Raw genomic sequence first — 20,266 nt, 5'->3', positions numbered from 1 at the left:
GATGAGCCCGGCGGCACCGCGTCCGGACCCGGCCGCGGTGGACCTCGCCGTGGTGCTGGACCAGGGACCGCTGCTGCTCGACGGCGGCCTGGCCACCGAGCTGGAAGCGGCCGGCCACGACCTCTCCGGCACCCTCTGGTCCGGCCGGTTGCTGCTCGACGCACCCGAGGCGGTGACGGCCGCGCACGCCCGCTTCTTCGCCGCCGGGGCGCGGGTGGCGACCACGGCGTCCTACCAGCTGTCGTTCGCGGGGCTGGCCGCGCTCGGCGTGGACCGGGCGGGAGCCGAGGTGCTGCTCCGCCGCAGCGTGGAGGTGGCGGCCCTCGCCCGGGCCACGACCCCGGAGCCGTACCGGTGCTGGGTCGCGGCGTCCGTCGGGCCGTACGGTGCGACCCTGGCCGACGGCTCGGAGTACCGCGGTGACTACGGCCTGACCGTCGCCGAGCTGCGGGACTGGCACCGCCCACGCCTCGCCGTGCTGGGTGACGCCGGCGCCGATCTGCTGGCCCTGGAGACGATCCCGTGCCTGGCCGAGGTCGAGGCGCTGCTGGCCGAGGTGGCGGGCACCGGGATCCCCGCCTGGCTGTCGGTGACCTGCGCGTCCCCGACCACGACCCGGGCCGGGGAGCCGGTCGCCGAGGCGTTCGCGATGGCCCGCGAGGTGGCCGAGGTGATCGCCGTGGGGGTCAACTGCCTGGACCCGCACGATGCCGGTCAGCTCGTCGCCCTCGCCGCACAGGAGTCCGGCAAGCCGGTGGTGGTCTACCCCAACAGCGGGGAGGAGTGGGACGCCACGAGCCGGACCTGGTCCGGCACCGGTGCGGGTCTGGCCGACCGGGTGCCCGGCTGGGTCGCCGACGGCGCCCGACTGGTCGGCGGCTGCTGCCGGGTCGCTCCCGCCGAGATCGCCACGATGGCGGACCGGCTGACCGACTGACCGGCTCACCTGTCGCCGTCTACCGCCGACTGATCACGCTGTCCCCGAATCGTTCGTGACGGGAATCTGTCGCTCGCGCCCGGACCTTCGGCGCGTCGCGGCGGTGCCGCCTCGCGAGCAGCAGGTCTCCGTCACCCGAAGTCCACAGCCAATTCAAAGGCACAGGTGATCGATTCCACCGGATTCCGACGCACTCTTGATCCATGGACATCACTCAGCTCGCGATCTCCGGGGCCGTGGCCCTGGGCATGCTCGTCGTGGCGCTGCTGGCGATCGTTCCGACGCTGTCCGAGCTCCCCGGCAGCCATCGGCGCCACGACCGCAGCACCGACACCCCGAGCCCCGTCAAGGTGCATCACCACTCGCTCCGGCACTGACCCCGTCGAGCCGGAGGCCCCGGCTCACCGACTGATCGGCGGCGCCGAGGCGGGCCGGGCGATCAGGCAGAACGGATGACCAGCCGGGTCCGCGTACACACCGGAGCCGGCCCCCAGTGGGCGCGCCCCCAGTGCCCGCACACGCTCGTCGGCCACGGCCGGATCGTCGACCATCACGTCCAGGTGGACCTGTTGCGGCCTGGCCGGATCCGGCCAGGCCGGCGGGCGGTGGTCGGGCGCGAGCTGGAACCCGAATCCTGACGTCTGCTCGTCCCGGGACACGACGACGAAGTCGGGCGAGCGGAAGGTGATCGGCAGGCCGAGCAGCCGGGCGTAGAACGCCGCCAACGCCTCGGGGTCGGGGCAGTCGTAGATCACGTGGTGGGCCCGGCCGATCTGCCCGGCCACCTGTTCGGTCATCGCAGCACCCTCCCTTCCGTCCTCGGCGGACTCAGCTCGGCGGGGGTTCCAGCCGCGGATCCTGGACCACCGCGATGAGATCCCCGTTGTGCAGCGGGAGCGGTCGTCCACCTGTGGTGTTCCGGGCGGCGACCGTGATCACGTACGTCCCGGCGGGGCTGTGCTGGACCTCGATCCCCTGCGCGACACCCGGGGTGGTGGTCATGGAGAAGCGGTTGCCGTCCATGAACCGCTGTCCCGTGCATCGGTGGCGGGTGATCTGCCCGCAGCGCACGGCGGCGGAGCGGGTCTTGGCGATCTGGATGAACACCTCGGTCCCCCCGCCGTTCAGCCGGTAGACGTCGAGCCCGAGGGCGTCGAGTCGGCTTCCCGCGTCGTAGAGCGGGTCGACCGAGTAGCTGAAGCCGCTGAAGTACGCGTTCTCCGGATCCAGTCGCTCGCGCACGATCGCGGCCGTACGGGCGCGCCAGCGGGCCGCGGCCACCACCCGGCAGGCCTCCAGCGCCAGGTCGCACCCGGCGTCGGGTGGGGCCGAGCTGCTCAGGGCCGGACCCGGTCGTGGGGGGTCCGACGGGAGGGGCGCGCCCGGCGAGCCGTGCGGGAGGACGACGGCGGCCACCAGGACGAGGACCGCTGCACTGACCAGCACGATCAGCGCCGACGGGCTCCGGGGGAGCCGGTGCTGACGGTCGGGCGGCGGTGGCGTGGGGCGGTCCAGCGGGGGCGGCAGGGGGCCGTCGACCAGCTCGAACCGGCTGGTCCGGGACGGTTCCTCGTCCATCGCCACCTCCTCGTGCTGTCGCGATCGTACGCCGGGGTCCGAGAGGCCGGCGCCGCCGAACCGCGGTGGCTAGGAGCGCCGGCTCGGCAGACCCGCGCTGCGCGACAATCGGACCGTGCTCACCTTCCACCGCTACGTCGCCATCGGCGACTCCAGCACCGAGGGTCTGGTCGACCCCGACGGGGCGGGCGGTTACCGGGGTTGGGCCGACCGGCTGGCGCAGCTGATCGCCGATGCCCAGGACGCGCCGCTGGAGTACGCCAACCTGGCGGTCCGCAGCCTGCGCCTGAACGAGATCCGCAACCGCCAGTTCGACGACGCCCTGGCCCTGCGGCCGGACCTGATGACCATCTTCGGCGGGGGCAACGACCTGATCGGCATCGGCTGGGATCTCGACGAGATGCGGGCCGACCTGGCAGCCATGTACGGCGAGGCCCGCGCCCACGACTGCACGGTGCTGACCTTCACCTTCCCGGACCCCAGCTCGATCAACCCGCTGGGCAAGCGGGTCCGCGACCGGATGTTCCGCTTCAACGACATCGTCCGCGCGGAAGCGGAGCGTTACGGCGTCCTGGTGATGGACTTCCAGCACTACCCGATCACCGAGGACCCGCGGCTGTGGTTCGAGGACCGGCTGCACGGCAACGCGCTCGGCCACCAGCGGACGGCGGCCGCGCTGGCCTGGCGGCTCGGTGTCGACGGGGCGGACGAGGCGTGGGCCGAACCCCTGGACGACGAGCCCGCCCGGCGACGACTGCGGGAGCAGCTGGGCTCCGACGTGGACTGGGTCCGCCGCTACCTGGGTCCGTGGCTGGGCCGCGGCCTCATCGGGGTCCCGCACGGCGACGGGGTGGAGGCGAAGCGGCCGGTCCCGACCGTCGTGCCGCGGTCCGACGGGTCCGAGCAGGCCGACGCCTTCGGTCGCTGAGTCAGCCGGGGGTGAGCAGCTGGTCGACGGGGGCGAAGTCGTCGGTGAGGATCGGGGCATCACCGGTCCAGCTGGCCAGGTCGTCCCCGGCCACCACCTGCCAGCCCGGCACCGCCGTCGCCAGGTCCGTCCGGAGCCGGGCCTCGTCGATCGGCTGCTGAGAGGCGACCACCACCAGGTTGCCGCCGTCGTTGCGGGGGTCGTCGAGGGTGCCGGCCTCCGCGGTGAGGGCGACGTGGGCGAACTGCCGCCGCAACGTGGCCACCTCGGCCCGGGCGAAGCCGAGCGGGCCCGAGTCGAGCAGGTTGAGGACGTAGATGCCGTCCGGGGTGAGCACCCGGTCGACGTCACCGATCGCCTCGGTGGTGGTGAGGTGCCAGGGCACGCTGACCCCGCCGAAGGCGTCACCGACGACCAGGTCCCGGCTGTCGTCGGCCAGCCGGCGCAGACCGAGCCGGCCGTCCTCGACCCGGACCTCGACGCGTCCGTCGGGGCGGAAGCCGAGCAGCTGCTCGTCGACGCGGACCACCCCGGGATCGATCTCGGACACCACGCTGCGGGTGCCGGGACGGGTCTCGGCCAGGTAGCGCGGCACCGTCAGGCCGCCGCCCCCCAGGTGATAGGCGCGCAAGGGCTGGGCGCCCGGGTAGGTGGTGTCGATGCTCGCCACGACCGCGCGGACGTAGGGGAACTCGAGGTGGCGCGGGTCGTCGAGGTCGACGTACGAGTGGCGCAGCCCGTCGAGCTCGAGCGTGCGGCCCGAGGGCCGCTGCGGATCGGCCACCACCACCGCGCAGTGGTACGTCGTCTCGGCGTCGCACCCCCCGGGGGCGACCGCGGCGGTCAGACCGCCGACCAGGACCAGGGCCGCCGGGACGGCCGCCGCCCGCGGACCGCGGGTGCGCCACTCGAAGGCGGCGGCGGTGAGCACCAGCAGCGCCCCCAGCCCGACCAGGATGCCGCTGACCGGGACTCGTGAGATCAGGATGAAGCCGGTGATGACGGTGCCGGCGATGGCGCCCGCGGTGCCGATGCCGGACAGCCGACCGACCACGGTGCCGGTCTCGGTCAGGCTGGTCAGCCTCAGCTTGGTGACCATCGGCGTCACCGCCGAGAGCAGGGCCCCGGGGACGATGATGCTCAGGGCCGAGGTCAGGACGAGCACCAGCTCCCAGCCACCCGGTAGGGCACCGGCACCCCTCACGGCGAAGGGCGTCAGGGCCACCGCCGCTCCCGAGACCGCCAGCAACGGGCCGATCGCCCGCAGCGGCGGGATCCGGTCGGCGAGCTGCCCGCCGGACCAGGACCCCATCGCGATGGCCGCCAGGGCGGTGCCGATGACGATGGTGCTGGTCTCCAGGGTGAGTCCGAGATAGGGCGCGAGCAGACGCAGGGAGGTGAGCTCGACGACCAGGACAGCCGCCGAGGACCCGGCCACGAGGGCGGCGGCCCCGTACTCACCGAGGGTCTCGCGCGGGCCGGTGCGGTGGTCGCCTGCGGAGGTCACCCGGCCGATCATGACAGTGACGGCCAAGGGCGCCTTCCTCGTGGGACGGCGTCCGGCGCGGATCCCGAACTTTCCGTCACCTGACGGAGAGTTCCAACCGGAGCGCCGCTGAATGTCGAACATTCCGTCAACCGACGGCATCTTCGGCCTGGGAATGCTGGTCAAGGGTCAGGAGTTAGTTGAAACATGAAGAACATTGGCTTCCTGTCCTTCGGGCACTGGTCCCCGGGCCAGCACTCGATGGTGCAGTCCGCTGCCGACACCCTGCTGCAGTCCATCGAGCTGGCCGTGGCCGCCGAAGAGGTGGGTGCCGACGGTGCGTACTACCGGGTGCACCACTTCGCCCAGCAGCTCGCCTCGCCGTTCCCGCTGCTCGCGGCCGCCGGGGCGAAGACCAGTCGGATCGAGCTCGGCACCGCTGTCATCGACATGCGCTACGAGAACCCGCTCTACATGGCCGAGGACGCCGGCGCCGCCGACCTGATCTCGGGCGGCCGACTCCAGCTCGGCGTGAGCCGGGGATCGCCCGAGCAGGTGATCGACGGCTACCGCCACTTCGGCTACGAGCCGGCCGAGGGGACCACCGACGCGGACATGGCCCGCGAGCACACCCGGCGGTTCCTGGAGGTGCTGTCCGGCGAGGGGTTCGCGCAGCCGAACCCGCGACCGATGTTCCCCAACCCGCCGGGGCTGCTCCGGATCGAGCCGTACGCCCCCGGTCTGCGCGACCGGATCTGGTGGGGCGCGGGCAACCGGGCGACAGCGGTCTGGACCGCCGAGCAGGGGATGAACCTGATGAGCTCGACCCTGCTCACCGAGGACACCGGGGTGCCGTTCCACCAGCTGCAGGCCGAGCAGATCCAGATGTTCCGTGACGCCTGGGCCACCGCCGGTCACCAGCGCGAACCGCGGGTCTCGGTGAGCCGCAGCATCTTCCCGATCGTCAGCGACCTCGACCGGAAGCTGTTCTGGCGGGAGACGCACAGCAGTGACCAGGTCGGGTGGCTGGACGGGGGCAACGCGCGGTTCGGCAAGACCTACGCCGGCGAGCCGGACAAGCTGATCGCTGAGCTGGCAGAGGACGAGGCCATCGCGGCGGCGGACACGCTGCTGCTCACCGTGCCCAACCAGCTCGGGGTGGACTACAACGCCCACGTGCTGGAGAGCGTGATCAACCACCTGGCTCCGGAGCTCGGCTGGCGCTGACCCGCTCAGGGCCCGGTCAGGCCCCGGTCAGGCCCCGGTCAGGCCCCGGTCCGGTCCGGTCAGGTCGAGGTCAGGCTCGCCTCGGCGGTCGTCGTGGTGCCGGCGGTCCGACCCGGGGCCTCGTGATGCTGCCAGTAGAGGTTGGTGTGGGCGATCACCAGGTCCGGCGTCGGTGCCCCGTAGGCCGACAGGTCCTCAGTGGTGTGGGCGTCGGCGACCAGCGTGGCGTCGTAGCCGCGGGTGATCGCGCCGTGCAGCGTCGAGCGGATGCAGGCGTCGGACTGCGCACCGGCGACCACCAGTCGGCCGACGCCGAGCCCGGCCAGGACGGTCTCGAGCTCGGTGTCCTCGAACGAGTCGCCGTAGCGCTTGTGGATGAGCGGCTCACCGTCGGCCGGGACGAGCTCGTCGACGTACGCCCACTCCGCACTGCCCTGCGGCAGGTCGTCGGCCGAGTGCTGGACCCAGACCACCGGGACCTCCTCGCCCCGGGCCCGGTCCACCAGCGCGGCGATGTTGGCGATCACGGCGTCGCGCTCGTGCGCCTGCGCGACCACGCCCTTCTGCACGTCGACCACCAGCAGCGCGGTGTGCGGCCGATCAGTGAATGTCGTCATGACCTCACCGTAGAACCGGCCGCTGACAGTCCGTGCCGGTCCGCGACCGGACTCAGGCGAAGAGCGACTGACCCACGTACTCGCCCAGCTTGACCCCCGGCGGGACCGCGAACAGGGCCGAGCCGGTGTGCTGGAGGTACTCACTGAGCGCGTCGCCGACCCCGATCTTGGTCTGGATCGGGATGAAGTGGGTGCGGGGGTCGACCACGTACGCCAGGAAGAACAGGCCGGCGTCGAGGCGACCGAGCCCGGTGGAGCCGTCGACGAAGTTGTAGCCCCGGCGCAGCATCCGGGCCCCGTCGTTGGCGTCGGGATGGACCAGGGCGACGTGGGAGTTCTTGGCGATGAGCGGCAGGTCGCCGCGGCCCAGCAGGGCGAAGTCCGGCTCACTGAACTCCGAGCCTCCGGAGAGCGGGGCCCCCTCGGCCTTGCTGCGACCGATCACCGCCTCCTGCTCGCGCAGCGACTGGCGGTCCCAGGTCTCGATGGTCATGTTGATCCGCCGCGCCACCAGGTAGCTGCCCCCGGCCAGCCAGTCCGCCGCGGGGTCGGCGCCGGTCGGCACCCACACGTGCTCGTCGACGGTGGCGGGCTCCTCGGCCTTGAGGTTGGCGGTGCCGTCCTTGAAGCCGAACAGGTTGCGCGGGGTGGCCTGGGCGGTCGAGGTCGACGACGTCCGCCCGAAGCCGAGCTGGGACCAGCGCACCGACGCCCGGCCGAAGGCGATCCGCGCCAGGTTGCGGATGGCGTGCACCGCGACCTGCGGGTCGTCGGCGCAGGCCTGGACGCAGAGGTCGCCGTCGGACCGGGCCGGGTCGAGCTTGTCGGCGGGGAAGTGCGGCAGCCGGCGCAGCGCCTTGGGCTGTCGGTCGGCGAGGCCGAAGCGGTCCTTGCCGTCCTGCCGGAACAAGCCTGGCCCGAAGCCGAAGGTCAGGGTCAGGCCGGACGGCGGCAGCCCGATGGCCTCGCCGGTGTCGTCGGGCGGTGCGTCGTAGGAGCCGGAGGTGGCCCCCAGCTCGCCCGCGTCCCGGCCCTGCGTCATCCGCGCCGCGGCTGCGGTCCAGTCCCGCAGCAGGGAGATCAGCTCGTCGCGGTCGGTGGTGATCACGTCGAACGCGGCGAAGTGCAGCCGGTCCTGGGCCGGGGTGACGATGCCGGCCTGGTGGTCGCCATAGAACGGGTACGCCCGGTCCACCGGGTGGGGGGCCGGTGCCGCGCCCGCCGACTGCCGGTCCTGGTAGGCCATCCCGGCCGCCCCGAGTCCGAGGCCGGCCACGCCGGCTCCCGCCGCGCCGAGCAGCCCCCGCCGGGACACTCCGCGCGCGGTCCCCGAGCCGTCGACAGGCTCCGGGTCGCGGGTCGACGGAGTCGCCTCCGACAGCTGGGTGTCGGGGGCGCTCTCGTCCGGGGGCGGCTGCGGGGTCATCTCGGTGCGACTGCTCAGATCACCGCGGCGGTGAGCTTGGACAGCGGCTCGGACAAGGCGTTCACCGCGTCGGAGAGCTGCTTGACCTGGTCGGGGCTGAGCGTGTCGTAGGTGACGAAGCCGTCGCCTTCCTTGTGCTCGTCCAGCAGAGCCTGCAGAGCGGTGAACCGGGTCTGGATCTGGTCCATCAGCTTCGTCTCCTCCCGCGCCTGCAGCAGCGGCTTGAGCCCGTCGAAGGCGACCCGGGCGCCGTCCACGTTGGCCTGGAAGTCCCACAGGTCGGTGCGCGACCAGTACTCCTCCTCGCCGGTCACCTTGCCGGTGGCCACCTCGTCCAGCAGACCCTTGGCGCCGTTGGCGATCTGGTCGGCGGTGAAGGACATGTCCCGGGTCCGCTTGTAGAGGGTCTCGGTGTTGGCCAGCAGGTTGTCGGCGGCCTCGGACCGCTCGGCCTCCGTCATCGGGGTGTAGTTCTCGGCCCGCTCCGGCCACAGGTCCTTCTCGATCCGGTGCCAGCCGGTCCACTTCTGGCCGGGCTCGAGATCGGCCTCCCGGGCGTCCATCTCCGGGTCGAGGTCGCCGAACGACTCCGCCACGGTCTCGATCCGCTCCCAGTGCACGCGGGCCGGCGCGTAGAGCTCGCGGGCCCGGTCGGCGTCGCCGGCGGCGAACGCGGTGGTGAACTCCTGCGTCTTGGCCAGCAGCTGGTCGGTCTGATCCCGTACGTACGCGGCGTAGAGGGTGTTGGCCTGGTCGACCAGCGCCTTCTCGTCCGCGTTCGGGGCCAGCGTCTCGCCGGAGTCGCTGACGGTGAACTCGGCGCGGATGCCGTCGCCGACCATGCCGGGCTTGCAGGCGGTGAAGTACGTCCCGGGGGCGGCCTGGAGGACCAGGTCGCGGGTCAGACCCGGGCCGATGTTCTCCACCTCGCCGATGATCCGCAGACCGTCCTCGGCCAGCAGGTAGAACTCGTTGACCTTGCTGCCGGTGTTGCTCACGCTGAACCGCAGGTTGCCCGACGGGGCGGTGGTGGCGGAGACGTCGCAGGCCGTGTCCGTGGCGGTGACCGTCAGCGCCCGCGGATCGGCCGAGGCCTCGCCACCGGCGGTCACGTTGTCGGTGCAGGCGGCCAGCAGGGGCAGCCCGAAGGCGAGCGCGGCGGCGGCAGTGACCGTACGGGAGCCGAGGCGGCGCGAGCGGGACGAGGTCATCGGGTGGTTCCTGACGCAGGGACGGCCACGGGGGCCGGCTTGGCGGGCTGGCTGCGGCGACGGATGCGCCGCAGGAAGAGGGTCATGGTCGGCACCACGTAGAGGACCCAGGCGGTGGCCTCGAGCCAGGTGGTGGCGGGGGAGAAGTTGAAGATGCCCTTGAGCAGGGTGCCCAGGACCGAGGTGGGCGGGATGACGTGGCTGACGTCGAAGGCCAGGTTGCCCAGCCCCGGCAGGATGCCCGCCTCCTGCAGGTCGTGGATCCCGTACGCCAGCACGCCGCCGGCCACGATGATCAGGAAGGCCCCAGTCCAGGTGAAGAACTTGGTCAGGTTGATCCGGACGGCGCCGGAGTAGAAGAGGTAGCCGAGCAGCACGGCGGTCAGCAGACCCAGCAGCGCGCCGAGCAGCGGCACCGCGCTGCTGCCGGCGCCACGGGTGCTGGCCTGGGTGGCCGCCCACATGAACAGGGCCGTCTCCAGGCCCTCGCGACCGACGGCCAGCATGGCCACGACCATCAGCGACCACGGCTTCGCGTCCGCCGCCCGGTCGACCTGGGCCTTGAGCTCACCGGACATGGTCCGTGCGGCGTTGGCCATCCAGAAGATCATCCAGGTGACGAAGCCGACCGCCACGATGGACAGGGCGCCGCCGATCGCCTCCTGGGCCTCGAAGGTGAGGCCCTTCGGGCCGAAGGTGAGCACGGCGCCGAACAGCAGGGAGACGCCGACGGCGATGCCGACGCCGAGCCAGATCCGGGGCAGCAGGTGGCGGCGGTCGGACTTGACCAGGTAGGCCACCAGGATGCTGACCACCAGGGCGGCCTCGAGACCTTCGCGCAGGCCGATGAGGTAGTTGGCCAGCATGGACGATCCTCGGTGCTCAGCGGTGTCGAGAGCCCCGGTGGCGTCGGCTGGTCCGCGGCTCGCTAGGTGAGCCTGTCCTAACGTAAGTCCGGGTGCCCGGGATCGGCAAGCCGATGTGACTCAGTGAACAGTGGCGTCCTCCCTCGCGAGGGGTCGTCCTCCTTCGCTGCCGCGAGGGGAGTCCTCAGGAGCCGAGGGACCGCCGGACCACGAGCTCGCTCTTGGCGTACTTGCCGATCTGGTGGGTGGCGATCCCGTCCATCACCGCGCCGACACCGCCGCCGAGGATCGGCACCCGCCGGGTGACGGTCAGGGCGAGGTTCTTGCCGCCCACCCGCTGGATCAGGTCGGACAGCACCTCCTCGGCCACGCGCTGGTCGAGGTGCGGGTCGAACACCGGCGCGGTGGCCACGGCGAGCGGCGAGGTGGGCAGGCGCCCGCTGAGGATCTTCTTGGCCACCTGCTCGCCGCCGAGCAGGCACATGATCAGGGCCGTACGCACGCGGTTGTCGTCGAGGTCGTAGCCGCGGATGTGGGCCAGGGCCGCGACCATCCGGACCTGCACGATCGCGACCCCGGCCAGGTTGGCCGGCATGGTGACCGGCAGCGCGGCCAGGCCACCGAGGTTGGTCACGAAGCCCTGGGCGCCGGCCATCTTGACGTGGAAGTCGATGATGCCGTCGACCGCTCCGTCGGTGGCGCCGCCGTGGCGCTGCAGCTGGCGGGAGGCGTGAGCCTTGGCGCCGGGCAGCTTGGCCGTGCCGTCGATCGCGATCTCGAGAACGTGTCGCAGAGCGCCGCCGGCGACCTGCGGGGTCATCCGGCTCGCGACCGGCAGGCCACGAGCGAACAACCTGCCGACATCTTGGGCAGACGGCATGGGACCTCCCGGGCTCGGCGTGCTCCCCAGCGTACGTGCGCCTCCCGCCCACCGGCCCCGGTCTTCCCCTGGCCGCCCCCTGACCCTGACGCGGGTGACCTGACGCGGGTGACCTGACGCGGGTGACCTGAAGCGGGTGAGACGGCGCGCGGGTGACCCGACCGGGGTCGGCGGGTCAGACTGGGCCGGTGCAGCCCTCCCCGTTCGGCTCGCCGCGGCAGTGGCGCGATGACGACCTGATCGCGGTGTCGCGGGACGTCGACGCCGAGATGGTGCTGGAGGCCTACCGGAGCGGGGTGTTCCCGATGCCGGTGCGACGGCGCCTGATGGGGTGGTGGTCACCGCTGGACCGCGGCGTCCTCCCCCTGGACGGGCTGCGGGTGACGCGTTCGCTGCGCAAGGTGCTCGGCCGGTACGAGATCCGCGTCGACACCGACTTCGCCCAGGTGCTCGCCCGCTGCGCCAACCCGAAGCGCCCGGGCAGCTGGATCGACGCCCGGATCCGCGACATCTACACCGGTCTGCACCAGCGGGGGGTGGTGCACTCGGTGGAGGCCTGGACCCCCGACGGGGTGCTCGCCGGCGGCCTGTACGGCGTCAGCCTCGGCGGGTTGTTCGCAGGCGAGTCGATGTTCCACGACCCGGTGGTCGGGCGGGACGCCTCCAAGGTGGCGCTGGTGGCCCTGGTCGAGCGGCTACGGGCCGCCGGGGGAACGGACCGGCTCCTGGACGTCCAGTGGCGGACCGACCACCTCGCCACCCTCGGGGTGGTCGAGATCGATCGGGCCGACTACCTGTCCCGTCTCGCTCGCGCCCTCGAACTGCCGGCCCCGCCGTGGCCGGGATCGGGGCCGGGGCCGGGACCGGAGGAGGTCAGTCGGTGACCACGGCCCGGTCAGCGATCTCCCGCAGGGTGGCCAGGTGGTCGGCGAACCGCTCGCGTCCCGTCGGCGTCATCGACAGCCAGGTCCGCGGCCGCTTTCCCACGTACCCCTTCTTCACCCGGACGTAGCCGGCGCCCTCCAGCACGGCGACCTGCTTGGACAGGGTGGAGTCGCTGACCTCGACGGTGTCGCGGACGAAGGCGAACTCGGCCTCACCGATCCCGGAGAGCGCCGCCATGATGGAGAACCGGACCGGGGCCTGGATCAGCTCGTCCAGCTGGTGCCGGGGGTGCGCGCCGCTCATCAGCGGGTCTGGCGGAAGACGATCAGGCTGCCGATCAGGGCCGGGAGGGCGGTCACGACGCCGGCCGGGACCCACCACGAGAGATCGCCGACGAAGGAGAAGGTGCCCACGAGCACCGTGATGACCCACAGCGAGGCCCAGGTCATGATCACGATGGTGTGCAGAGCGGCGAACTTCTTGATCAGGGCCTGCTGCTTGCGCTGGTAGACGGTGAGCCCGGCGAGGAGGATCAGCCAGACCCCCATGCCGATGCTGACGCCTAGGGGCCCGGGAGCGATCCCGATCACCAGGGCCAGGCCGACGGTGCCGACGGCGTAGAGCAGCAGATAGCGGGCGTACCAGCGGGCGGCTCGGCGCGATCGCTGCGCCAGTCGCTCGCCGCTGGTCAGCAGGTCTTCTGCGGAGGTCTCTGTCATGACACGACTATGACAAGTACTTTCCAGATAGGCAAGTAATTCCCAGATATCTCGACTGCCGATCGGAGGGCAGCGGACAACACGCGCGGACGACGGACAACACCGAGGGGGTGGTGGTCAACACCCCTGCCAACACCGCCTCGACATCGTGGAGCTCACAACGAGCGGAGGAGCAGGGCATGACGCGTAGGGGTGGCGAGCAGGGCGCCCACCGGCCGGATCGGATCGTGGCCGACCTGAACACCGAGTGGGGCGCCCTCGCCGACGCGGGCGAGGTGGTCGGCTGGGCGAGCCGACACCGGGCGCTGGGAGCCTGCCACGACCTGGCGGGTGTCCTGGCGGCCATCCCCGCCGATCCGGATGCGACCCTCGGCGCACTCCTGCGGGAGTCCGAGGCCGGATCCGCGCTCGCAGCTCGGACTGTGCTGCAGGCCATGCTCGGCAAGGTGGTGTTGATGGCACGTCACGACTCGACTGTCGGCACCGACGCGTACGTGGCGGCGATGTGGGAGCGCATCCGCACGTACCCGCTCGATCGCAGACCGGTCCACATCGCGGGGAACCTGGCACTGGACACCCGCAAGCTCGCGCGGCGCGAGTCCGGGTGGGACCTCCGCGTCACTCCGTGGCCGCCGGGGACGGCCTTCACCGAGCTGGCGGACCGCGAGCGGGTGCGGAACGAAGGCGACCACGGTCAGGACACCTCGCTGGTGACCGCGGGCGAGGTCATCCGGGCGGCACTTCAGCTCGAGCTGATCGACGCGGCCGCGGGCGAGCTGTTGGGTGCGGTCTACGGGGACGGGCTGTCGAGTCGGGAGACGTCGCGGCGGTTGCTGACCACACCCCAGGCGGTGCGACAGCGCTGCCGGGTGGCGGTGCGCCGACTGGCCGACCACTCGCTCGAGCTGGCGAGTCTGGCGTGACAACCGTCGGATTCAGTTCCCACTCAGGATCGGGATCACGCAACACGCCGACGAGTCGTGTGATCCTGGACACCTTTTGCGAGCGAGTCAGGCGTGGTCGCGTCCGACGGCATTCGCCCTACCACATCGTCGACTTGTATCTTCGGCCGCTTACCCCAGAGATGGCACAGGCGCGCTCGGGCAACTCTCAGCCAGAGTCGTGGGCGCCGGTGGAGAGGAGTCCTCGATGACGATCACTCGTCTGACCCACGCGGTCGTCGGCCTGCTGGTGCTGATCAAGAGCCCGCGCCAGCGTGACGAGCGGGGCCTCAGCCAGTCGGCCGAGAACGCGATCCTGATAGCCGGTGCCGTGGCCATCGCCGTGGCCATCGTGGCCGCCATCCGCGCTTTCGTGCTCAGTCGACTTCCCAGCTGAGACATGCGTACGCCAACCGCGGGGCGTCGCAGTCGCGCCGAGCGCGGCATCACGGGGTCGGCGCAGTTCGCCCTGATCTGGCCGATGCTGCTCCTGGTGAGTCTCGGCATCATCCAGGCGGGCATCTGGGTGCACGGGCACAACGTGGCCAACCGTGCCGCCAACGCGGCGGTGGACGCAGCGTCCGGAAGCTACGGAAGTGCCGCCGAGGCCCGTGAGATCGCGGCCGGCATCGCGCGCAGCGGTGGTCTGACCGAGGTGGACGTGCGGGTGTCGGGCGGGGCGGCGACCGTCGACGTCACCGTGACCGGCAACGCGCCGACGCTGCTGGACCTCCCTCTCGGTCGGATCCAGGAGACCGCATCAGCGCCGGTGGAGCGGGTGACCCGACCATGACCGCCAGACCCACCAGACGCGGGACTCGACGGACGGACCGGGGATCGGCCTCGGTCGAGCTCGTCGTCCTGGTGCCGGCGCTGGTGCTCGTGCTCGGGCTGCTCGTCGCAGGCGGACGTCTGTGGTTCGCCCGGGCGACGGTGGTGGAGGCGTCGGAGTCGGCCGCCCGGGCCGCGAGCCTGGCCCGGTCCGCGGGTGAGGCCCGGGACGCCGGTCAGCGAGCCGGTCATCGCGTCCTCGACACCGAGGGACTGCGCTGCGCCGGAGTCTCCGTCGTGCTCGACGTCGGGGCCTTCGGGGTGCCGGCCGGTACGCCTGCCACCGTGCGGTCCACCGTCACCTGTCGGGTGCCGTTCGCCGACCTCGCCATCCCCGGCATGCCCGGCAGCATCACCGTGCGCAGTGCCGGCGGAGCCGCCCTCGACACCTACCGGGCCCGCTCGTGACCGGCCGCGTCCGTGACGAGCGCGGCCAGTCGGTGAGTGTCTTCGTCATCGTCGTGTTCGCCGCGTTGATCATGACCGCCGGTCTCGTCATCGACGGCGGGCAGAAGGTCGCGGCGGCGAGTCGCGCCGAGACCGCCGCGGCCGGTGCGGCTCGCGCCGCCACGAACGCCGGCGTCACCCAGTCTCTGGCGGGAGCCTCGCCCGCGGACGCGTCGCTGCGGGCGGCTCGTGCCTTCCTCTCCGGTCAACCCGGGGTCACCGGGTCGGCCTCGGTGAGCAACGGCGTGGTCACCGTCCGGACCCGAGCGAGCGAGCGCACGCTCTTCCTCTCCCTGATCGGGATCGACTCCGTGTCGGCCACGGGCACCGCCCGAGCCAACGCCGTCGGTCCCGACGCGACCCGCTAGACCTCGACCCCAGGAAGCTCATGAGCATCGACACCCCGCCCCGAGTCGCACGTCGACCCGCGCGTTCCCGTCCGAAGCCGGGTGGCGCCGATGCCGTACCCGTCACGCCGGAGCCACCCCGCCTGCCCTCGCGTCGGAACCCGAAGTGGATCGCGCTCGGGGTCGTCGCGGTCTGCCTCGGCGGCCTCCTCTCCTACGTGATCTACGCCCGGGTGGCCACCGAGAGCGCGGTGGTGGCGATGACGAGCACGGTCTACCGGGGCGAGGTGATCGACGCAGGCGACCTCACGTCGGTGACGCTCAGCGGCGATCCCCGTGTGCCGACCATCGCGGCCGACCTCGCGCCGACGCTGGTGGGTCAGCGCGCCGCGTACGACCTGGTCGGCGGCTCGTTGGTGGCACCGACGGCGGTCACCGCGGCCGCGGTTCCGGCCGCCCAACGGGCGGTGGTGGGGATGAAGCTGGCCGGCGGTCGGGCTCCGGCGGACTTCCTGGTGCCGGGTGCCCCCGTCCGACTCGTCGCCCTGCCACCGGTGGATGCCCAACCAGGAGCAAGGGACCCGTACGCGGGCAAGACGTTCGCGGCTCGCACCGTCTCCTCCGTGCCCGGACCGGATGCCGGGTCGCTGTTCGTCGACGTAGACGTGCCCGCCAACCAGGCGCCGACCATCGCGATGCTCGCGGCGCAGGAGCGCCTCTCCGTCGTGCGCGATGCGGGGCGGTGAGAGGGCGTGGCGATCCTGCTGCTGACCTCGGCCTCCGGGGCTCCCGGGGTGACCACCCTCGGGGTCGGACTGGCCCTGTGCTGGCCCCGGTCGGTGCTGTTGGTCGACGCCGACCCCGGTGCTCACCAGGCGGTTCTCGCCGGTTACCTGGCCGGCACCAGCGCCGACGGCAAGGGGCTGCTCCGGGTCGCCGAAGCCCACCGTGACCGGCGCGGCCTCCGCGAGGTGGTGATCGACCAGGCGGTGCCCTTGACCACCGACGACGGCGCCAGCCGGCTGTTCCTCCCCGGTTTCGCTCGGCCGAGCAGCGCCGGCCTCTTCGCGGGTGTCTGGTCCGATCTGACCGAGGCCCTGGCCGGTCTGGACGACCAGGGCTTCGACGTCATCGTCGACGCCGGGCGACTCAGCCACAGCGGCCTGCCGACCCCCTTGGTCGAGCGCGCCGCCCTCACCGCCCTCGTGCTGCGCAGCGACCTCCGCTCGATCGTGTCCGCCCGTGTGCACCTGCTGGCGCTGCGGGAGCACCCCCGCCTGCAGGCCAGCGCCCGCAGCCTCGGGCTGGCCCTGGTCGGAGGTGGTCAGCCGTACAGCGCCCGCGAGATCGGGAAGTCCCTCGGCGTCCCGGTGATGGCCCAGATCGCCGACGATCCGCCGACGGCTCGGCACCTCTCCGACGGGGCGGCCCGAAGCCGCAAGTTCGACAGCTCCGCCCTGGCCCGGTCGTTGCACACCACGGCGACTCAGCTCGCGACGCGGTTCGAGCGCTCAGCCGAGCTGGTCAGGGGCTGAGGATGGACGACACGACCAGGGCACCCCGGCGGCTCGCCGACGTCCCGGTGCTCGCCGATCTCGAGCCGACACCGGACAAGGGCAGGCGACGCCGGACGGTGGCGGCCGGTCCGGTCCACGGGTTCGGGGTGTTCGCCCGGACCCAGGCCGACGGGCTCGCCGACCGGCTGGCCGGCGACCTGATCGAGTGGTCGCAGGTCGTCGAGCTGCGTCGGCGGGCCTCCGAGGCGATCACCGACGCGTCCGAGGCCGAGGTCCGGCGCACCGGGCGGACCCTGACGGCCGACGACCGGCTGCTGCTGGGTCGTTCCCTGATCCGTCGGATCGTGGCCGACCACGTGCGAGCGCTCCACCGCGACGGAGCGGACCTCTGGTCGACCGAGCGCGAGCTGGCGTACGTGCAGGCGGTGGAGAACGCGGTCTTCGGTTACGGCCGGCTCCAGGTGCTGCTCGACCTGCCCGACGTGGAGAACATCGAGATCCACGGCTGGAGCTCGGTGGTGGTGCAGTACGGCGACGGGCGGCGGGAGAAGATGCCCCCGATCGCCGACAGCGACGAGGAGCTGGTGGAGGCGATCCGCTTTCTCGGTCAGAACAACCAGCCGTCGCGGCCGTTCGACGACATCCACCCGACGATGACCCTGGCCCTGGGCGACCGCTTCCGGTTGCACGCGATCGGCTTCGGCCTCTCTCACCGACCGAGTGTGGTGATCCGCCAGCACATCCTCACCGACGTGACGTTGGCGGATCTGTCCGCCGGCGGGCTGATGCCGGTGGAGGTCGCCCGGTTCCTGGACGCCGCGGTGCTGGCCCGCAAGTCGATGGTCATCTCCGGTGACCAGGGCGCGGGCAAGACCACGCTGCTCCGGGCGCTGATCAACGCGATCCCGGCGAACGAGCGCTTCGGCACGATCGAGACCGACTACGAGCTGATGACGCACCTGCAGCCGGGACGCGAGAACATCCTGGCCCTGCAGGCACGGGTGGGTCACGGGGAGACCAACGGCGGCACGGCGGTCGGGGACTTCACCGTGGCGGACCTGATGCCGGAGGCGCTGCGCCAGAACCTCTCCCGGCTCGTGGTGGGGGAGGTGCGCGGCTCGGAGGCGGCGGCCATGTTCGAGGCCATGCAGGCCGGCACCGGGACCATGTCCACGACCCACTCCCACTCGGCCGCCTCGACGATCGACCGGCTCGCCTCCCGGGTGGCCCAGGGCGGCGTGCTCACCGTGGACGAGGCCTACCGCCAGATCGCCCACAACATCGCCCTGTTCGTCTTCGTCCGGCTCGAAGACGACACGTGGAAGGGCGGGGTGCGGCGTCGGTTCGTCTCCGAGATCCGTCAGGTGACCAGGGCCATCGAGAACGGACGCCCCGTGACCCACCTCGTGTACCACGCCAGCGGCACCCCGGGCCGGCCCGCCGGTTTCCTTCCCGACGCCGACTTCGAGGCCGAGCTGCTGCCGTTCCACCGGGATCTCGAGCCCAGCCGGCGGCCGGGATGACCGGCGAGATCGCGGCCGTCGCCGGGCTGCTGGTCGTCGGCGGTCTGGTGCTGGTGGTCGCCGGTGCGCTCCGGGTCTGGGCGCCCGCGGCCGTCCGTCCCCGCAAGGACCAGCAGTCCGCCTGGGTACGGTTGACGCGTCGTCCCCCGGGTCCGCAGGGCCGTCGCCGCGATCTGCTGCTGCTGGTCAGCACGGTGGCGGGCGTGGCGGTGGCCGCGCTGAGTGGCTGGGTGGTCGCGGTGGTGGTCGCGCCGTTGCTGACCCTGGGCCTGCCGTACCTGCTCTCGCTGCCGCAGGCCCGTGACATCGAGCTGCTGGAGGCGCTGGACCGCTGGGTGCGGGGACTGGCTGCGACGTTGAGCACGGGACGTTCGGTCGCCGACTCGATCCGACTGTCCCGACGGACCGCGCCGCCGGCGATCGCGGCCGAGGTGGGGATGCTGGTCACCCGGTTGGACAACCGGTGGGACACCCACGAGGCGCTGCAGCGGTTCGCCGACGACCTGGACTCCGCCGACGCCGACCCGGTGGTCGCGGCACTGATCCTGGCCAGCAACCGCGGGGCGGTGGGGGCGTCCACCACGTTGCGTGAGCTGGCCGAGTCGATCCAGGACCAGCTCAAGGGACGTCGGTTGATCGAGACCGAGCGCAGCAAGCCGTACGTGGTGGTCCGACAGGTCACGGTCATCACGCTGGTCACCCTGGTGGGGATCTTCGCTCTGTCACCCGGCTTCTTCGCCGCCTACCGGACGCCGGTGGGCCAGGTGGTGCTGTCGGTGCTGATCGTGGCCTACATCAGCTCGCTGGTGCTGCTCCGGCGCCGCGCGCAGCAGCCGCCGCGTGACCGCGTCCTCGTCCGGGTGGGGGTGCGGACGTGACGACCGGGTTGATCCTGCTCGCCGGCATGCTCACGCTCGGCGGGTTGGTGGCGGTGGTCGCTGCGCTGGTGCCGGCCCCTCCCGGCCTGCGGCCCGCGCTCGAGCGCTTCGGTGCGGACTCGACGGTCGCCGGACGGCGCCGCCTCGAGGTGTCCGCGGCGTCGCCGTCGGAGCGGCTCGGTGTCCTGCTCTACCGCCGGTCGCCGATCGCGTTGACCCCACGCCAGCGCCAGCTCCTCCGCCTGCAGGACAAGTCGATCGCAGAGTTCTACGCGGACAAGGCCGTGATGGCGGCGGTGGGCGCCGTCCTCCCGGCGCTGGTGGGCCTCGGTTGGGGGTGGATGACCGGCGCCCCGTCGTGGTGGCCCGCCGGGCTGGCCGTGCTGGGGGTGCTGGTCGGCTTCTTCGTCCCGGACCTGCTGCTGCGACGGTCAGGTCGCGCGACCCAGTCCCGCGCCGTCGAGTCGCTGCTGGTGTTCATCGACCTGGTCACCCTGGAGCGACTCGCGAACGCCTCGGCGACCGAGGCGCTGCAGTCGGCGGCGGCGCTGAGCGACGTCCCGCTCTTCGTCCAGATCCGGACAGCCCTGGAGCGGGCCCGGCTCGAGCAGCAGTCGCCGTACGGCGAGCTGCGTCGGTTGGCCGAGGAGCTCGAGCTCCCTGAGCTCACGGACGTGGCCGACATCATGCAGCTCGACGAGAGCGGGGCAGCGCTGTCGGGGACCCTGCGGGCCCGGGTGAAGGAGCTGCGGAACGCCCATCTCACCCGGGAGCAGATCGCAGCCGGAGCGGCCGCCGAGGGGATGACGATCTTCATGACCATTCCGGCGCTGATCTTCGGGATGATCTTCCTCGGCGCCGCCATGCTCACCCTGCTGTTCGAGGTGTGATCGTGAACGGACAACACCGATCTCGGATGGACAACACTGCGACCACCTACCACCGCCCGTCCTCCAGCACAGTGGAAGCCCCTGGAGTCGTCGGCGGAGAGGACGTGGCATGACGCCCGAGCAGAGCGCCCG

At 72.1% G+C, this 20,266-nt stretch carries 25 protein-coding genes; 15 read left to right on the top strand and 10 right to left on the bottom strand.

From position 1 onward, the window contains the following. Position 1: 1 nt before the first annotated feature. Together mmuM and ABD714_RS09855 are read left to right on the top strand one after the other, a co-directional pair. Positions 2–937 carry a homocysteine S-methyltransferase gene (mmuM, locus tag ABD714_RS09860; RefSeq protein ID WP_344812146.1) on the top strand — a complete coding sequence of 312 codons (936 nt, stop codon included), beginning with the start codon at positions 2–4 and terminating at the stop codon, positions 935–937. Between the two features lie 203 nt (positions 938–1,140). Continuing rightward, a complete protein-coding gene (locus ABD714_RS09855; protein ID WP_344812145.1) occupies positions 1,141–1,314 on the top strand; it encodes a hypothetical protein in 174 nt (57 codons plus the stop codon). 24 nt (positions 1,315–1,338) lie between these two features. Here ABD714_RS09855 and ABD714_RS09850 read toward each other — a convergent pair whose 3' ends face one another. Both ABD714_RS09850 and ABD714_RS09845 read right to left on the bottom strand, forming a co-directional pair. Next, a complete protein-coding gene (locus tag ABD714_RS09850; RefSeq protein WP_344812144.1) occupies positions 1,339–1,734 on the bottom strand; it encodes a VOC family protein in 396 nt (131 codons plus the stop codon). Between the two features lie 31 nt (positions 1,735–1,765). Continuing rightward, positions 1,766–2,515, bottom strand: a complete 750-nt coding sequence (locus ABD714_RS09845) for a hypothetical protein (RefSeq protein WP_344812143.1) — start codon at positions 2,513–2,515, stop codon at positions 1,766–1,768. A gap of 115 nt (positions 2,516–2,630) precedes the next feature. Here ABD714_RS09845 and ABD714_RS09840 point away from each other — a divergent pair, with 115 nt between their 5' ends. Then, entirely contained in the window at positions 2,631–3,443 is an 813-nt protein-coding gene (locus ABD714_RS09840; protein ID WP_344812142.1) for an SGNH/GDSL hydrolase family protein, read from the top strand. A gap of 1 nt (position 3,444) precedes the next feature. Here the strand turns inward: ABD714_RS09840 and ABD714_RS09835 are convergent, their stop codons facing one another. Continuing rightward, positions 3,445–4,950 carry a fused MFS/spermidine synthase gene (locus ABD714_RS09835; RefSeq protein WP_344812141.1) on the bottom strand — a complete coding sequence of 502 codons (1,506 nt, stop codon included), beginning with the start codon at positions 4,948–4,950 and terminating at the stop codon, positions 3,445–3,447. Positions 4,951–5,136: 186 nt separating this feature from the next. Here ABD714_RS09835 and ABD714_RS09830 point away from each other — a divergent pair, with 186 nt between their 5' ends. Next, positions 5,137–6,156, top strand: a complete 1,020-nt coding sequence (locus ABD714_RS09830; protein ID WP_344812140.1) for an LLM class flavin-dependent oxidoreductase — start codon at positions 5,137–5,139, stop codon at positions 6,154–6,156. 59 nt (positions 6,157–6,215) lie between these two features. Here ABD714_RS09830 and ABD714_RS09825 read toward each other — a convergent pair whose 3' ends face one another. The 5 genes from ABD714_RS09825 to ABD714_RS09805 form a co-directional block, all read right to left on the bottom strand. After that, the gene (locus ABD714_RS09825) at positions 6,216–6,773 is read right to left on the bottom strand and encodes an isochorismatase family protein (RefSeq protein WP_344812139.1); all 558 of its coding nucleotides are present in this window, start codon (positions 6,771–6,773) and stop codon (positions 6,216–6,218) included. 52 nt (positions 6,774–6,825) lie between these two features. Beyond that, complete coding sequence (efeB, locus tag ABD714_RS09820) at positions 6,826–8,199, bottom strand: iron uptake transporter deferrochelatase/peroxidase subunit (protein ID WP_344812138.1); 1,374 nt, start codon at positions 8,197–8,199, stop codon at positions 6,826–6,828. Positions 8,200–8,213: 14 nt separating this feature from the next. After that, positions 8,214–9,410, bottom strand: coding sequence for an iron uptake system protein EfeO (gene efeO, locus ABD714_RS09815; RefSeq protein WP_344812137.1), 1,197 nt, complete (start codon positions 9,408–9,410; stop codon positions 8,214–8,216). Next, complete coding sequence (gene efeU / locus ABD714_RS09810) at positions 9,407–10,276, bottom strand: iron uptake transporter permease EfeU (RefSeq protein WP_344812136.1); 870 nt, start codon at positions 10,274–10,276, stop codon at positions 9,407–9,409. The genes efeO and efeU overlap by 4 nt, the downstream gene beginning before the upstream one ends. A gap of 184 nt (positions 10,277–10,460) precedes the next feature. Continuing rightward, positions 10,461–11,156 carry an EcsC family protein gene (locus tag ABD714_RS09805; protein WP_344812135.1) on the bottom strand — a complete coding sequence of 232 codons (696 nt, stop codon included), beginning with the start codon at positions 11,154–11,156 and terminating at the stop codon, positions 10,461–10,463. A 188-nt stretch (positions 11,157–11,344) separates the two neighbouring features. Between ABD714_RS09805 and aat the strand changes: the two genes are divergently transcribed. Continuing rightward, positions 11,345–12,040: a leucyl/phenylalanyl-tRNA--protein transferase gene (aat, locus tag ABD714_RS09800; protein ID WP_344812134.1), complete on the top strand. Its 696-nt coding sequence runs from the start codon at positions 11,345–11,347 to the stop codon at positions 12,038–12,040. On the opposite strand, the gene ABD714_RS09795 is transcribed toward aat, so the two are convergent. Continuing rightward, a complete protein-coding gene (locus ABD714_RS09795) occupies positions 12,030–12,344 on the bottom strand; it encodes a winged helix-turn-helix domain-containing protein (protein ID WP_344812133.1) in 315 nt (104 codons plus the stop codon). The two genes, aat and ABD714_RS09795, sit on opposite strands and share 11 nt — an antisense overlap. Next, positions 12,344–12,760, bottom strand: coding sequence for a hypothetical protein (locus ABD714_RS09790; RefSeq protein ID WP_344812132.1), 417 nt, complete (start codon positions 12,758–12,760; stop codon positions 12,344–12,346). The genes ABD714_RS09795 and ABD714_RS09790 overlap by 1 nt, the downstream gene beginning before the upstream one ends. Before the next feature lie 179 nt (positions 12,761–12,939). On the opposite strand from ABD714_RS09790, the gene ABD714_RS09785 reads away from it, so the two are divergent. The 10 genes from ABD714_RS09785 (at position 12,940) to ABD714_RS09740 (ending at position 20,134) form a co-directional block, all read left to right on the top strand. Continuing rightward, positions 12,940–13,683, top strand: a complete 744-nt coding sequence (locus ABD714_RS09785; RefSeq protein WP_344812131.1) for a hypothetical protein — start codon at positions 12,940–12,942, stop codon at positions 13,681–13,683. 226 nt (positions 13,684–13,909) lie between these two features. Further along, positions 13,910–14,098: a hypothetical protein gene (locus tag ABD714_RS09780; RefSeq protein ID WP_344812130.1), complete on the top strand. Its 189-nt coding sequence runs from the start codon at positions 13,910–13,912 to the stop codon at positions 14,096–14,098. Between the two features lie 3 nt (positions 14,099–14,101). After that, positions 14,102–14,494, top strand: a complete 393-nt coding sequence (locus ABD714_RS09775; RefSeq protein ID WP_344812129.1) for a TadE/TadG family type IV pilus assembly protein — start codon at positions 14,102–14,104, stop codon at positions 14,492–14,494. Further along, a complete protein-coding gene (locus tag ABD714_RS09770) occupies positions 14,491–14,940 on the top strand; it encodes a TadE/TadG family type IV pilus assembly protein (RefSeq protein WP_344812128.1) in 450 nt (149 codons plus the stop codon). The genes ABD714_RS09775 and ABD714_RS09770 overlap by 4 nt, the downstream gene beginning before the upstream one ends. Next, entirely contained in the window at positions 14,937–15,347 is a 411-nt protein-coding gene (locus ABD714_RS09765) for a pilus assembly protein TadG-related protein (RefSeq protein ID WP_344812127.1), read from the top strand. Before ABD714_RS09770 ends, ABD714_RS09765 begins: the two co-directional genes overlap by 4 nt. 20 nt (positions 15,348–15,367) lie before the next feature. Continuing rightward, complete coding sequence (locus ABD714_RS09760; RefSeq protein WP_344812126.1) at positions 15,368–16,072, top strand: hypothetical protein; 705 nt, start codon at positions 15,368–15,370, stop codon at positions 16,070–16,072. Positions 16,073–16,078: 6 nt separating this feature from the next. Then, the gene (locus ABD714_RS09755) at positions 16,079–16,861 is read left to right on the top strand and encodes a CpaE/TadZ family protein (RefSeq protein WP_344812125.1); all 783 of its coding nucleotides are present in this window, start codon (positions 16,079–16,081) and stop codon (positions 16,859–16,861) included. Between the two features lie 2 nt (positions 16,862–16,863). Next, entirely contained in the window at positions 16,864–18,366 is a 1,503-nt protein-coding gene (locus ABD714_RS09750; RefSeq protein WP_344812124.1) for a TadA family conjugal transfer-associated ATPase, read from the top strand. Next, positions 18,363–19,244 carry a type II secretion system F family protein gene (locus tag ABD714_RS09745; RefSeq protein ID WP_344812123.1) on the top strand — a complete coding sequence of 294 codons (882 nt, stop codon included), beginning with the start codon at positions 18,363–18,365 and terminating at the stop codon, positions 19,242–19,244. The genes ABD714_RS09750 and ABD714_RS09745 overlap by 4 nt, the downstream gene beginning before the upstream one ends. Beyond that, on the top strand, positions 19,241–20,134 hold the full coding sequence (locus ABD714_RS09740) for a hypothetical protein (RefSeq protein WP_344812122.1): 894 nt from the start codon (positions 19,241–19,243) through the stop codon (positions 20,132–20,134). Before ABD714_RS09745 ends, ABD714_RS09740 begins: the two co-directional genes overlap by 4 nt. Positions 20,135–20,266 lie beyond the last annotated feature (132 nt).

This window comes from Microlunatus aurantiacus (assembly GCF_039536605.1).
GTDB lineage: Bacteria > Actinomycetota > Actinomycetes > Propionibacteriales > Propionibacteriaceae > Microlunatus > Microlunatus aurantiacus.
The sequence above is the reverse complement of the archived record's forward strand: the minus strand, read 5'-3'. Positions and strand labels throughout refer to the sequence as shown.